12 protein-coding genes and 1 other RNA gene are annotated in these 13,711 nt (G+C 42.7%); 9 read left to right on the forward strand and 4 right to left on the reverse strand.

Going from position 1 to position 13,711, the window contains the following annotated elements; translation table 11 throughout:
* Positions 1-575: 575 nt before the first annotated feature.
* From argR to arcC, 7 genes are all read left to right on the forward strand, one after another.
* Positions 576-1,028: an arginine repressor gene (argR, locus tag ACZ43M_RS23225; protein ID WP_464504879.1), complete on the forward strand. Its 453-nt coding sequence runs from the start codon at positions 576-578 to the stop codon at positions 1,026-1,028.
* A 27-nt stretch (positions 1,029-1,055) separates the two neighbouring features.
* Complete coding sequence (locus ACZ43M_RS23230) at positions 1,056-1,748, forward strand: Crp/Fnr family transcriptional regulator (protein ID WP_464504880.1); 693 nt, start codon at positions 1,056-1,058, stop codon at positions 1,746-1,748.
* A gap of 330 nt (positions 1,749-2,078) precedes the next feature.
* Positions 2,079-3,317, forward strand: a complete 1,239-nt coding sequence (gene arcA / locus ACZ43M_RS23235) for an arginine deiminase (RefSeq protein WP_464508098.1) — start codon at positions 2,079-2,081, stop codon at positions 3,315-3,317.
* A 157-nt stretch (positions 3,318-3,474) separates the two neighbouring features.
* Entirely contained in the window at positions 3,475-4,485 is a 1,011-nt protein-coding gene (gene argF / locus ACZ43M_RS23240; RefSeq protein ID WP_464504881.1) for an ornithine carbamoyltransferase, read from the forward strand.
* Positions 4,486-4,912: 427 nt separating this feature from the next.
* Positions 4,913-6,271, forward strand: coding sequence for a M20 family metallopeptidase (locus ACZ43M_RS23245; RefSeq protein ID WP_464504882.1), 1,359 nt, complete (start codon positions 4,913-4,915; stop codon positions 6,269-6,271).
* A 72-nt stretch (positions 6,272-6,343) separates the two neighbouring features.
* Complete coding sequence (locus tag ACZ43M_RS23250; RefSeq protein WP_464504883.1) at positions 6,344-7,834, forward strand: YfcC family protein; 1,491 nt, start codon at positions 6,344-6,346, stop codon at positions 7,832-7,834.
* A gap of 59 nt (positions 7,835-7,893) precedes the next feature.
* Entirely contained in the window at positions 7,894-8,856 is a 963-nt protein-coding gene (gene arcC, locus ACZ43M_RS23255; protein WP_464504884.1) for a carbamate kinase, read from the forward strand.
* A 24-nt stretch (positions 8,857-8,880) separates the two neighbouring features.
* On the opposite strand, the gene ACZ43M_RS23260 is transcribed toward arcC, so the two are convergent.
* On the reverse strand, positions 8,881-9,102 hold the full coding sequence (locus tag ACZ43M_RS23260; RefSeq protein WP_464504885.1) for a hypothetical protein: 222 nt from the start codon (positions 9,100-9,102) through the stop codon (positions 8,881-8,883).
* 245 nt (positions 9,103-9,347) lie between these two features.
* Here ACZ43M_RS23260 and ACZ43M_RS23265 point away from each other — a divergent pair, with 245 nt between their 5' ends.
* A complete protein-coding gene (locus ACZ43M_RS23265; RefSeq protein ID WP_464508099.1) occupies positions 9,348-10,055 on the forward strand; it encodes a spore coat protein in 708 nt (235 codons plus the stop codon).
* Positions 10,056-10,186: 131 nt separating this feature from the next.
* Here ACZ43M_RS23265 and ACZ43M_RS23270 read toward each other — a convergent pair whose 3' ends face one another.
* Positions 10,187-11,614 (reverse strand): hypothetical protein, encoded by a 1,428-nt coding sequence (locus ACZ43M_RS23270; protein ID WP_464504886.1) that lies wholly within the window; start codon positions 11,612-11,614, stop codon positions 10,187-10,189.
* 263 nt (positions 11,615-11,877) lie between these two features.
* Here ACZ43M_RS23270 and ACZ43M_RS23275 point away from each other — a divergent pair, with 263 nt between their 5' ends.
* Positions 11,878-12,285, forward strand: a complete 408-nt coding sequence (locus tag ACZ43M_RS23275) for an LAGLIDADG family homing endonuclease (RefSeq protein WP_464504887.1) — start codon at positions 11,878-11,880, stop codon at positions 12,283-12,285.
* 337 nt (positions 12,286-12,622) lie between these two features.
* On the opposite strand, the gene ssrA is transcribed toward ACZ43M_RS23275, so the two are convergent.
* Both ssrA and smpB read right to left on the reverse strand, forming a co-directional pair.
* Positions 12,623-12,958, reverse strand: a transfer-messenger RNA (tmRNA) gene (ssrA, locus tag ACZ43M_RS23280).
* Positions 12,959-13,133: 175 nt separating this feature from the next.
* Positions 13,134-13,601, reverse strand: coding sequence for an SsrA-binding protein SmpB (smpB, locus tag ACZ43M_RS23285; RefSeq protein WP_464504888.1), 468 nt, complete (start codon positions 13,599-13,601; stop codon positions 13,134-13,136).
* Between the last annotated feature and the right edge of the window lie 110 nt (positions 13,602-13,711).

The following is a 13,711-nucleotide window of genomic DNA, read 5'->3' on the forward strand; positions in this document are numbered from 1 at the left end:
TGTTTCAAATCTATTAAAAATATTACAATTCTATTAAAACGTTAGCCATAATAGTAGAATATAGGACAAGTTCCAACAAATTCCTTATTTACCATTGTAACTTATTATGATGGGAATGGGTGAAAAATTATAAAAATTTTCCAAAAAAAAGATAGGCAAATTCCTCGGGGTGCTTACATACAGGTCAATGAGTAGTTGCTCTCGAAGCTGAGTGATTTTAGTGAGGTGATGGGGGGTCAGGCGGACTGAAAGCCTTACTATACATCCTTTCGTTTTTCCTTCCTTTTGTTAGGCTTATTGTCGGAATTATTTGGATGAATAGCGAGGATCACTATATAGAACAAATAGGATGATAGGAGACATTAACATGGAGCAAATGGTTAGAACATTACCTTATTCTATTAGTCTTTGCAGATTCATTTTTTAAAAGATTAAAGGGACATCAAAGTCCCTTTTTTGCTACTTTCAAATTTAGTTCCCAAATCCTTCAAAATAAGTTCACCTTTTGTTCATTTCAATCTCGGCAGTTTAGCAATATGCTATAAATGAGACCACTATGAAAGCGGGTTCAGCCGATGGATAAAGAGAAGAGATTACAGCTAATTTCCGAACTAATCACTGAACAAGAGGTGAAAACCCAGGAGGAGCTGCAGCAGTTGCTTTTTGAAAGCGGTTTAAGTGTGACCCAGGCGACGATTTCACGGGATATTCGAACCTTAAAGTTGATCAAGGTTCCTTCCAAGGATGGAACGCCTAAATATAGCTTTAAAGTTGACCAAGACCATTTGATTTCCGAAAAGCTACGCCACAAACTCAGGGATGCACTGGTCAGCATGGAGGTAATTAACTATTTCGTCATCATCAAAACATTGCCGGGTCATGCCCATTCCTTTGGGGCACTGCTCGATTCAACGGACATTACCGGCAAGGCCGGAACGGTCTGCGGCAATGATACCTGCCTGATTATCTGCCGCTCCCCTCGCGATTCGCAAAGAATTAAGCAACAGCTTGAATCATTGCAAAAATAATGAACCACACCGAAAGGAGAGTCCAACATGCTCAACTCCAATGTGATTCATATGGATGCGCTTTATGATTTAAACCAGTTTGATATTTTAGAAGGTTTGCAGGTTAAGACTTTACAAAAATATCTGCCACATTTCTATTTCCGCAGCTATAAGAAAAACCAACGTCTTTTTATGCAAGGCGACCCCCGGGATAAGATTTACTTTTTGATGGATGGGTATGTGATGTTTGAAAGGAACAGCGAAGATGGCAGCATGCTGTATCTTGATTTTATTAAGAAAAATCAAATGTTTCCGTATGGTGGTTTGTTTCAGGATAAAGTTTACCAGGACACAGCCATTGCTGTAACCGATGTGTATCTTTACTTTATCGAGACAAATGTGTTGGAAAACCTAATTAAATCCCACCCTAAATTGTTATTTCACGTAATCAACAAATTGTCTGGTATTTTAAATCTTCATCAAAAGCGGGTGCAAAAGATCCTTGTCCCGAATGCCCAGGACCGTGTTTTGCATACACTGAAGTTTTTAATGGAGGATCTTGGGGTCAAGGCTGGCGGAGAAATCGTCATCCCCTGCCCGCTTACTGCTGCCAATATTGCGAAAATATCAGGAACAACCAGAGAAACGGTTAGTCTATTAATGAATCAATTAAAAAGGGATGGAGTCATCTCAGTAGATTGCAAGAAAATAAAATTTCATCAACCAGATCATTTTCAATAAGGGTCGGCATACAGTGCCGGCTCTTTTTTATGATTGTTTTTCAGAAAATTAGAACTTCATCTGTGAACTATTTTTGACATTCAGAGGATATTCATGGAAATTCCATTGAGAATGCCGTTATGTATAAAAATTTACATAAATATGCATGGAGTTTTATAGCAACGACAAAAAAACGTAAGGATTTTCACAGTTGGGGTGTTAAAACGCTAACAAAGGCATGGGGATGTTATCGCTTACAATGAAGGTGTAGTAAGGAAAGCTTAAAAAGGAGGAAGAAAGATAATGAGCAGTATCCTGGAAATGACTTCTCCGAGGAATATACAGAACCAGTTGAAGCATCCGATTAATGTGACATCAGAAATCGGCACCCTTCGAACCGTTTTACTAAAGCGTCCTGGCAAGGAAGTCGAGAATCTCACCCCTGAATACTTGCAGCAATTGTTATTCGACGACATTCCATATTTGCCTATCATTCAAAGAGAGCATGATTATTTTGCCGAGACATTAAAAAATAGAGGCATAGAAGTCCTATACCTCGAAAAATTGGTTGTTGAAACCCTGAGTAATCCAGAGATAAAAAAACAATTCACAGATGATATTTTAAGAGAAAGCAAGGCGAATGTCAACGGGGCTGCGAACGTTTTGAGGGAATATTTACTCTCCTTCTCAACCACCGACATGGTTGACAAAGTGATGGCCGGAGTTTTGAAAAGAGAAATCGAACCGAGTAAGAAATCACACCTATACGAGTTAATGGAGGATCACTATCCATTCTATCTCGACCCTATGCCAAACCTTTACTTCACTCGTGACCCGGCGGCAAGCATCGGTAACGGATTGTCGATTAACAAAATGCGCGAGCCAGCACGACGACGTGAATCATTATTCATGCAATACATCATTCAGTACCATCCACGCTTCGCAGGTCACGATATTCCGGTTTGGCTTGATCGCGATTTTGGGTTCTCGATTGAAGGCGGCGATGAGTTAGTTCTTAGTGATGAAGTGATTGCGATTGGGGTTTCTGCCCGTACTTCAGCAAGAGCCATTGAAAAATTGGCATTGAATTTGTTTAAACGGCAATCAAACTTCAAAAAGGTTGTCGCTGTGGAAATTCCAAAATGCCGCGCATTTATGCATCTTGACACAGTGTTTACGATGGTCGATTACGACAAGTTTACGATTCACCCTGAGATTCAAGGTCCGACAGGCAATATGAATGTTTATATTCTTGAAAAAGGTCATGATGAGGAGCACGTAAAAATTACCCATCGCACCAACCTTCAGGAAGCATTAAAAGAAGTGCTGAATCTAAATGAGCTTGTGTTGATTCCTTGCGGCGGCGGCGACGAAATTGCTGCATCCCGCGAGCAGTGGAATGACGGCTCCAACACATTGGCGATTGCACCGGGTGTAGTGGTCACCTATGACAGAAACTATATTTCTAACGATTTATTGCGCCAGCATGGCATTGAAGTCCTTGAAATCGGCAGCTCGGAATTATCCCGCGGCCGTGGGGGCCCACGCTGCATGAGCATGCCGATTGTGCGTGAGGATTTGCGGAAGTAATTTTATTCGGGTTGTACGTAAGAGATTGCTGTGCATTTCGCTGAATATCGAAGTGTTTTCGCCAAATCAGACGATGATTTCGCCAAACCGAAATTTGAGCACGGTAACCAAAAATAATATTTCAATAAAAATACCAAATTAAAAGGAGTAGATACAAATGTTAGCAGTTGCACCTAATTTGTATGGAAAAAGCTTTCTTCGCGAGATGGATTTTACTAAAGAAGAGTTCTTATATTTTATCGATTTGGCGATGAAACTGAAGGATGAGAAGAAACAGGGGATTCCGCATCGTTATTTAGCCGGCAAGAACATTGCATTACTTTTTGAAAAGCCATCCACTCGGACTCGCTGTGCATTTACTGTAGCTTGTATCGACCTTGGAGCACACCCTGAATACCTAGGAAAAGATGACATTCAGTTGGGTAAAAAAGAATCTATCGAAGACACCGCTAAGGTACTGGGTCGCATGTTTGATGGCATTGAGTTCCGCGGCTTTGAACATAAGAAAGTCGATATGCTTGCTGAACATTCTGGCGTACCTGTATGGAACGGTTTAACTGACCAATGGCATCCTACGCAAACACTTGCTGACTTCTTAACGGTAAAAGAAAACTTCGGCCGCCTAGAAGGAATCAAGTTTGTCTATGCAGGAGACGGACGCAATAACGTTGCCAACAGCTTACTTGTCGGCGGAGCACTTGTTGGTATGGATGTTCGGATTGTCACTCCTGAGTCCCTGTTCCCAGATGCTGAAGTCGTGGCAATTGCTGAAAAATTTGCTGCCCAGTCCGGCGGCCACGTAACGATTACTAGCAATGTTGATGAAGGTGTTGCAGGAGCTGATGTTATTTACACAGACGTGTGGGTATCCATGGGTGAAGAAGACAAGTTCGCCGAAAGAACCGAACTTTTATCTCCATATCAAGTCAACATGGAAATGGTTAAGAAAACCGGCAACGACGATATGATTTTCTTACACTGCCTGCCAGCGTTCCATGACCTTGAAACTAGCTATGGACGTGCTATTCATGAACAACACGGCCTGGCAGAGATGGAAGTGACTGATGAAGTGTTCCGCAGCAAGCATTCCAAGGTGTTTGATCAGGCTGAAAACAGAATGCACACCATCAAAGCAGTAATGGCGGCAACTTTGGGCAACCTAGAATAGTGAGAGTTTGGGAGGAGATGGATGGGTGATCCGCCTCCTCTCCTCTTGGTGATTTGGTTGTGTTGTGAGGGTGGTTACTCTCGGATAAGGGTTCGTTACTCTCGGATAAGGCGGCTTTACTCTCGGATAACATGTTTTTACTCTCGGATAAGGTAACTTTACTCTCAGATGTAAGTTTAACTTGCGGATAAGTGACTCTAATTTGCGGATAGGCTCTTCCAACTTGCGGATATGTAATCCTAACTTGTGAATACGCCACCCCAACTTGCGGATAAAGCAATTTCACTTGCAGGTGATTCCATGATACTGTCGGATGAACTCTGATTACTGTCGGATGAGATCATTTTACTGTCAGATAAGCTTGCATTACTGTCACACGCACCACTTTTTAGAAAAACCTTTTCAAAAAAGGAGTGATTACCAAAGTATGCCAACAAATAAAATCTCCGAATCTTTCATACCAGAGCTTAGAAAAATTGAAAACGACTTTCATCAGGCGTTGATGGAGCTGGTGAACATTCCAAGTGTAATCAATGAGGACGGAGACGGGTTTCCGTTTGGTAAGGAAATTGATAATGCGTTAAAGAAGACCCTTGAAATCTGTGAGGAACTTGGCTTCAGAACCTATTGCGACCCGCAAGGCTACTACGGCTATGCCGAAATTGGTGCAGGCGAGGATATGATTGGCGTTCTTGGCCATCTGGATGTTGTCCCAGCAGGAAATGAATGGACTCAGTCGTCTCCTTTCCAAGCAACTATAAAAGACGGGAAAATGTACGGCCGCGGCACCCAGGATGACAAAGGTCCGACATTGGCTGCATTGTTTGCGGTGAAAGCGTTAATGAATCTTGGGGTTATTTTTAAAAAGAGAGTCCGGTTTATCTTCGGGACCGATGAAGAAACGCTGTGGCGCTGTATGAAGCGCTATTGCGAAATTGAAGAAATTCCAAGTATGGGCTTTGCTCCTGACTCGGTCTTCCCGCTCGTTTATGCGGAAAAAGGCTTGCTGCAGCTCACACTTGAAGGGCAAAACGAAACCAACTTAAGAGTTACTGGTGGAAATGCGTTTAATGCGGTGCCTGACACTGCTCGGTATGGCGGACCAAAACAAGCAGATTTGCGTACAGCTCTGGATGAGTTAGGGTTCCCTTATGAAACGGAAGACAATGAAATCACCGTGCTCGGGAAATCCGTTCACGCCCAAGTAGCTGAAAAAGGCATTAACGCCATAAACAGACTTCTCATCGTGCTCAAGCAAATTGGTTACACTTCAAATACAATTGAGTTCATCAATGATTTGGTAAAAGAAGATCCATTTGCGACAGCTATTTTTGGAGATTGTGAAGATGAAGCATCCGGAAAATTGAAGTTCAATGTTGGAAAAATCGAACTAAACGAGGATATTGAAAGACTTTCGATTGATATTCGTATCCCAGTGACAGCAAATAAAGAAGAGATTGTCGCAAAACTTTCGGCTGCGGCTCAAGAGTACGGCTTGGAATACAGTGAATTCGATTTCCTAAAATCTATCTACGTACCGAAGGACCATTTTTTAATAACAACATTAATGGGCGTTTATCAAGAGGTTACCGGTGATCTTGTATCGGAACCGATTTCGTCAGGCGGTGCCACCTATGCCCGGGCAATGGATAACTTTGTGGCCTTTGGCGCAGTGTTCCCGAACCAGACGAAAACCGAGCATCAGCCGGATGAGCATATCGAATTAGAAGAAATGTTCAAAGCGATGCTGATTTATGCAAAAGCGATTTACCAACTAACACGATAGGCTTAGATTCATCACGGGGTGTTACCCGCACCCCGTGCAATTGTTTTATTCCATATTAATGGAGGAATTTATATGAAAAAGCTGAAAATGCCTACCGCTTATACGTTATTATTTCTGATTATTGTTGTCATTGCTGCGTTAACCTGGGTCATACCAGGAGGAAAATACGATACGAAAGTCGACAAAGCTACGGAAACAGAAATCCCTGTTTCAGGAACTTACCAGGTGCTGCCTAGCTCTGACCAAACACCTCAAGGTTTATGGGAAGTACTGAACGCTCCGATAAACGGATTTTTTGATGCGAAAGATATCGCCTTGTTCGTTCTAGTAATTGGTGGATTCCTTGGTGTCGTCATGAAAACCGGTGCCATTGATGCCGGGGTTACCAGGGTTATTCGAAAATTAAAAGGCCGAGAGCAGTGGCTGATTCCGATTCTAATGACGTTATTTGCCATCGGCGGTACCACATACGGAATGGCGGAAGAAACAATTGCTTTCTATCCAATCCTCATTCCGGTGCTCATTGCGGCTGGTTATGACGCACTGACAGCGGTAACCATAATCGCAATCGGTGCCGGTGTAGGATGTTTGGGTTCAACGGTTAACCCGTTTGCAACTGGAATCGCTTCCGGATTTGCCGGTGTTTCCATTGGTGATGGCATGGGGCTGCGCCTCGTCATCTTGATTGTTACTTTGATTATTGCGATTCTATTCGTCATGCGTTACGCGAAGAAGGTAAAGGACGATCCATCCAAGTCGTTGATTGCCAATATGAAAGAAGATAACGAAAAGCATTTCTTAAACCAAAAGAATGAAGACATCGAATTTACAGGCAAACGTAAAGCTGTTCTTTCCGTCTTCGGCTTAACCTTTGTCATCATGATCCTCGGCGTTATTCCTTGGGCTTACAAATTTAATATTACTATTTTTGAAGATTTGGTAAATGCTTTAGGAAAAATTCCGTTCATCGGAAAATTGCTCGGCGGCATGATTCCGCTTGGCGACTGGTGGTTCGGCGAGTTAACGATGCTGTTCTTAACTTCCTCCATCATCATTGCTTTCATCTACAGGATGGGTGAAGAAGACTTTACAAGTACGTTTATCAATGGTGCCAGAGATTTGCTCGGGGTTGCCATCATCATTGGCATTTCCCGCGGTATCACAGTCGTGATGGATGCAGGCGGAATGACCGCAACGGTTCTGCATTGGGGCGAAGGTTTGTTAGACAATATTGGGTCTGTGATGTTCACGAACCTGGCGTATATCTTCTACTTGCCGCTGTCATTCCTGGTTCCATCCACTTCAGGACTTGCCACTCTGTCAATGCCGATTATGGCACCGTTAGCCGACTTTGCAGGTGTTGGCCGTGACATCATGATCACTGCTTACCAAAGTGCTTCTGGAATCGTGAACTTGTTGACACCAACAAGCGCTGTCATCATGGGCGCACTGGCAATTGCCCGGATCCCATATAGCACTTATTTAAAGCATGTTTGGAAATTGGTGTTGGTGCTATCCATTGTTGTTATGGTGATTATGAGTATTGCTACGATTATGTCTTAAGAGATTAATAGTGGTGCGGAGCGGGAAGCCCGCACCCTTGAACGGAGAGGCGATTTTATATGAAAAAACAGAAAGTAGTCGTTGCATTAGGTGGAAATGCGATTCAATCAGGTGATGCTTCAGCCGCTGCCCAGCAGCAGGCACTCGAAACGACAGCACGTCAATTAGTTGATTTTATCGAGCAAGGAATAGATATTATCATTTCACACGGCAATGGTCCCCAAGTGGGTAACCTCTTGCTCCAGCAAGCTGCCGCTGATTCTGTAAAAAATCCAGCAATGCCACTTGATACGTGTGGATCAATGAGCCAAGGCATGATTGGTTACTGGATGCAGAACGCGATGGACAAAGCGTTGAAAGAACGGGGTATAGCCAAAAATGTTGTGACAGTTGTGACACGTGTTGCGGTTGATCCGGATGATCCGGCATTTTTAAATCCTACCAAGCCGATTGGACCCTTTTACAGCGAAGAAGAAGCTACACGCATCATGGAGGAAACAGGCTTTAAATTTAAAGAGGATGCCGGCCGCGGCTGGAGACGAGTGGTACCATCACCTAGACCTGTCAGCATTCTTGAGCACGAGGTAATCAATTCATTAGTTGAGGCTGGGAACATCGTAATTTCCGTGGGAGGCGGCGGAATCCCTGTCGTGAAAACTCCGGATGGCATCGTGGGTGTCGAGGCGGTTATCGATAAAGATTTTGCTTCAGAAAAACTGGCTGAGCTTGTTAATGCTGATGCGTTAGTGATACTCACTGGTGTGGACAATGTCTGTATTGACTTTAACAAGCCAACTATGAAAAAATTGGCGGATGTCAGCATCCCAGAATTAAATGGGTATATTGCGGAGGGGCACTTTGCACCAGGAAGCATGCTCCCGAAAGTTGAAGCAGCGATACAATTTGCGCAAACTAGCCCGGGCCGGCGGACGATTATTACTTCATTGGATCAGGCAGTTGCAGCGGTCGAAGGCAAAGCTGGGACAGTGGTTTCATTACTGGGTGCACCGGTTCTGGCGTAGGTTTGGTTAAAACTGAATTACCTTTTAGGGAATCCCCCTCTTCGGATTTTTAAGTTGAAGAGGGGGTTTTTGATTTGTATGATTATTGGCGGCAATTTCCTTTATGTTTTTGTCATAACTGTTGCCAAGGAGCCCTATTGCTGACAATTCCTTCTGCGTTACCATCTCAAAAATCTCCTGGGCATCTTCATCCTGATACGGGCGGATGACCAAGCGATCACTTTCCATTTTTACGTTAATAAACATGCTTTATCACTACCATTCTTAATTGATTACTCCATAAAATTACTGCTTCCTATTTAAGTCGCAAATAGATAGCCCTTCTATTGTCTTTAACCTAATGATAGCAACATGCATATCTTTTTGTCCAAATTTTTCCAAAAAATATCTAGACAGTTCTTACAGTGGACCTTTTTATGAATAACAATTCTCCCTTGTCACAAAATAAATATGGCTGTTTTCAATTTATCGAAGGAGGAGTTTTGATTATGATGCAAAACCAGCAAGGGCAAATGCACCAAAACATGCACACGGGGGCTGTACCGCCGCAGATGAATCACGGTGGTCACGAAATGTTTGATGTTCATGAAGTTTTATCCGATTCAATCAGTGCCATGAACCATTATATGATGTACAAGCAGCACGTTAAGGACCCGGAATTATTGGATATTTTGAACAGTCAATATCAATTTATGCAGGAAGAATATAATATCACGCTTGAGAGCTTTAAATCAGGACAGGACCCGTCCAAGCCGACCCAAAGCTACAAAATGAACCAAGGAAATGATTTCATTTATGGCATAATACCTACTCAACCAAAGAAACCAATGCAAAACATGATGGAGATTTCTGATGAGTTTATTGTAGGGGCAATGCTTGCCGCCTGCAAAGCTGGGGCAACTCATAAGACAATGGCAGCGTTGGAAACGACCAACCCGGTGGTCCGCCGCGTCCTCGCTGACTCTGTGCCAAACTGCATCGAAATGGGCTACGAGCTTTCGATTTATATGAACAAGCATCAGTATTATCAAGTACCACAGCTGGCTCAGCAGGACATGATGACAATGGTGAATGCCTATGCACCGGCAACGGGCATGCCACAGGGCAACATGAATATGAACATGAATGCTGGCATGAACAATATGAACAATATGAATGCCGGCATGGGCAATATCAACATGAATAACATGAAACATTAAAAAAGTGAAATAAGAAGCTATCCAACTTGGATAGCTTCTTTTGGGTGTCAGGCATCATTTCGTGATTTTGCACTGTGTTTACTTTGCTTTGGGTGTCAGGCACCATCTACAATGGTTTATCATGTTATTTATTATATTAATTTTTTCATTCTATTGAATTTTAATGCGGCCCCGACCATGGTGAGGATCATCCCAATTAGTCCAATATTCCACATATTCGAGGCTGTTTTTGGCAGGATATGGCCTAGCCAATCTGATATTGTTCCAGAACCGCTTTTTCCATCGGAAGAGCCCGTTCCTTTCCCACCGCTATCTCCACCTGCGCCATTATTGCCTCCGCCTCCACCGTTATTTCCTCCGCCAGCATCATTATTCCCTCCGCCTGGACTTGGAGTGGAACCGTCATTATCCTTACCTGGGTCATTTCCATTTTCATTGCCATCCGGAACATCAATATCCACTCTTGCTCCCTTGGCTTCAAGCAAATCAAGCTTAATGATGTTTTTATCATAGGCTGTTGAAACAAAGGTGTAGACCTTATCATTTGAAGCCGGCAATTGTTCCAAATCAATACTTAAACTGAAATTCAAAGGTGCATTTAAAGACAGGGAAAGCGAGTCGCTGTGCACCAATACAATACTGTTGGTGGCATTATCAATTTTGACAGCACTGTCAGCAAACGTCCCTGCATTGATTGCGCTTGGTCCACTAGAACCGATTACCGGGACATGATAGGTAGCCTTTATTGCCTTTTTAAAGTCATTGCTTGCTAAAAGTGAAGTAAACTCCTCTGGCATGTGAAAAAACACATAGGTTTTGCTGAGCATTTTAACGCCAACCGCCGGGGTGCCTGAGTACTCGAGGAATAATTTGTATTTATCCCCGTTCTTAAGAAGTTTGCCCGTTAAGGTCTCCTTGGCCATCATGTTAATGTTGGCAGCTCCAGGGATTTCACCGTTACTGCCTGTCCCCGGTACAATCGTATCTTTAATTTTATTGCCGATTTGAGATGGGTCCTCCAGGATGTCTGTCACCTGGTCAATTACTTTTGTTGGGTCTTTCAATGTATCCGTTATCTGCTCAACCGGGTTACTTGACTGATTATTCTCGGTTGACGGAGTTGGACTCTGATTCGTCCCCGGGTCATTTTTTTTCGGCGGGTTTAAAAGTGGGTCGGTGATTTTTCCAACTGTTGAAGTTGGGTCTTGAATGATTTCTGTTACTGCTTTGGCTGGGTCTTGGACTACCTCGCCTACCTGTCCAACAACGCCACCTACTGCTCCAGTAACCCCGCCGACGACTCCGGTAACACCACCTACTAAGGAACCAGGATCAGTATGGGCACCAGTGCCGCCACCTGTAAGGCCAGATGAATTTATTGCTAGGGGTGATGTAATTGATTGAGTTATAGAGCCAATGCCAAGGGGTGTTTGAGCGGAAGCTGAATGAGGAGAAAAAGTCATAGAAGTTAAACTAATCAGCGCGATGGCTCCTGTAATAAATGCTTTCGAATTTCGACGATATTTTTTTCTCGTTTCTGCTTTTTTCTGCATTTCCAATATTATCCTCCAAGCGATTTTTTTCTTAGTATAAAATTCCCAGAAGGCCAATTCAATCAAAATTACCAAATTTTTAGTAAATTCATAATAAGGTATTATACTGAAATTGTAGTTATACTACTTGAGTACTACTTCGTACTTAATAAGTTTGGGGAATGGTGTCGAAACTTGATATACAAAAATTAGTGGAAATTTTTGCATTAATTTGGTGAAAATAATATAATCAAAATAGGAATGTACGTTCGGTTAAAGGAGGGAGAATAGTGGAGAATTGGGAAGCCTCTTATGTCGCTGGAATAATTGATGGTGAAGGAACAATTACGCTTACAAAAATGCATCCTAATGAGTTTCGTCGACCGTGTATATCAATTGCTTCAACTGATAAAGATCTCCTAATTTATGTTCGATCCTTAATTGGAGGTGTTATTAACAATAAGAAGAACTATAACCCTGAAAAACATAAAGATTCATTTGTACTATATATCAAAAATAAGAGTGATGTTTTTGACGCTTTAAAACATATTACTCCTTTCCTTAGAGTTCAACAAAAAAGAGAGCGTGCAAAATGGATATTAGCTCAATATGAAAATGTTACGCCACGTAATGGGAAATATAGTCCAAAATTACAAAGACAAAAAATTGAATTTGAAGAACAATTTTTTCAAATATAAAAAAGACCAGCCATAAAGACTGATCTTGTTATCCACCTATGTATGGTGGAGACGGTGGGACGCGCTCTTCCATGCTTTCGTCATGGCACTGACTATATCTTGAACCTGTGTTGTGACAGGCCCTCCGGCGTCTTATGCGAATCATAAATTTACCTCTTGAGGCAGTGATTTCGCATCCTAGTACTACCCACTGAGTGGCAGCCTATAAGTCGATACACGGCTGTTGGATTACTCCACATACCGCTCGGGATTGCCGTATCGCTTTTTCAAGCGGTTTAGGTTTCCCCGATAAAGCCGAATTTTCACTTATGTGTTACCACATAAGGCGACTAATTACTAATCGAACCCACGTCCAAAGATATCGGCACTTAAGCATCTACGAGTGTAGTCGATATATTGGCGCTTCGCTGAGCCTTTTGCCTATCGACCGGCGTCCGGTCAGCTAGCCTGGTTGTTCTCTTCCTTCGTCCTCAGGCGGTGGACTCCGGCGTAGCCTACTAAGAGTGAGTCCGCTACCCTACCACATAGGCGATGGAGGGGCGAACAGCTATGCAGTTATTAAGCTGCGAAAGCTAAGTTGTTGTTAGTTTTGCCAGTTATGGCTTTGACGTTTTAACGAGGCCGATCCCCTCGACTCGCAACCTAAGCTCAAACTACCCCTGTCGAATCCGTAGCGTCCCCATTATAAAATGTGCTGAAATCTGGTTAAAGATTTAAGCAGACGTTCGGATGCTCAACAATACTTTGAGCAAAAGTTTCTTGCCGCTAACTTAGCGACAAACTTATTATAACATACTGAGTGCATTTTTCAATTGTAAGTATTTGTAAGACCTGCCAGTGACCATCTTCTACATCTTTTGTCTGTCGCGGAAGGCACGCTCAATATCACGTTTTGCTTCTTTTTCTTTCAAGGTCTGACGCTTATCGTAATTCTTTTTACCTTTAGCCATACCCACTAACACCTTGCAAAAACCATTTTTCAGATAAAGCTTTAATGGGATCAGCGCATACCCTGCTTCTTTCACTTCACCAAAGAGCTTATTAATTTCCTTTTTATGAAGCAAAAGTTTGCGCGTTCTTAAAGGATCATGGTTGTAGCGGTTTCCCTGTTCATAGGGGCTGATGTGCATCCCGAATAATACAGCTTCGCCATTTTGAATTCTAACATATGAGTCCTTTAAATTGACCTTCCCGGCACGGATTGATTTGATTTCTGTACCCTGGAGGACGATTCCAGCCTCGTACGTTTCTTCGATAAAATAATCATGAGTTGCCTTTTTGTTTTGGGCGACAACCTTCCCTTCACCTTTTGGCATATTTTTCACCTCGTTTACTAGTTAATTTTAGCAGAACGGGCATGGGGTGTACAATTAGAAATGCGGATGTTTGGATGAAGGACATTTTTGTGATTTTGTGTTGCGTTTTG

Source organism: Neobacillus sp. B24, from assembly GCF_055381825.1.

What these genes read in the sequence shown, in the direction of transcription:
- argR (WP_464504879.1), top strand. Translation starts at nt 576, where the DNA reads ATGGATAAAGAGAAGAGATTACAGCTAATTTCCGAACTAATCACTGAA.
- ACZ43M_RS23230 (WP_464504880.1), top strand. Translation starts at nt 1,056, where the DNA reads ATGCTCAACTCCAATGTGATTCATATGGATGCGCTTTATGATTTAAAC.
- argF (WP_464504881.1), top strand. Translation starts at nt 3,475, where the DNA reads ATGTTAGCAGTTGCACCTAATTTGTATGGAAAAAGCTTTCTTCGCGAG.
- ACZ43M_RS23245 (WP_464504882.1), top strand. Translation starts at nt 4,913, where the DNA reads ATGCCAACAAATAAAATCTCCGAATCTTTCATACCAGAGCTTAGAAAA.
- ACZ43M_RS23250 (WP_464504883.1), top strand. Translation starts at nt 6,344, where the DNA reads ATGAAAAAGCTGAAAATGCCTACCGCTTATACGTTATTATTTCTGATT.
- arcC (WP_464504884.1), top strand. Translation starts at nt 7,894, where the DNA reads ATGAAAAAACAGAAAGTAGTCGTTGCATTAGGTGGAAATGCGATTCAA.
- ACZ43M_RS23260 (WP_464504885.1), bottom strand. Translation starts at nt 9,102, where the DNA reads ATGTTTATTAACGTAAAAATGGAAAGTGATCGCTTGGTCATCCGCCCG.
- ACZ43M_RS23265 (WP_464508099.1), top strand. Translation starts at nt 9,348, where the DNA reads ATGCAAAACCAGCAAGGGCAAATGCACCAAAACATGCACACGGGGGCT.
- smpB (WP_464504888.1), bottom strand. Translation starts at nt 13,601, where the DNA reads ATGCCAAAAGGTGAAGGGAAGGTTGTCGCCCAAAACAAAAAGGCAACT.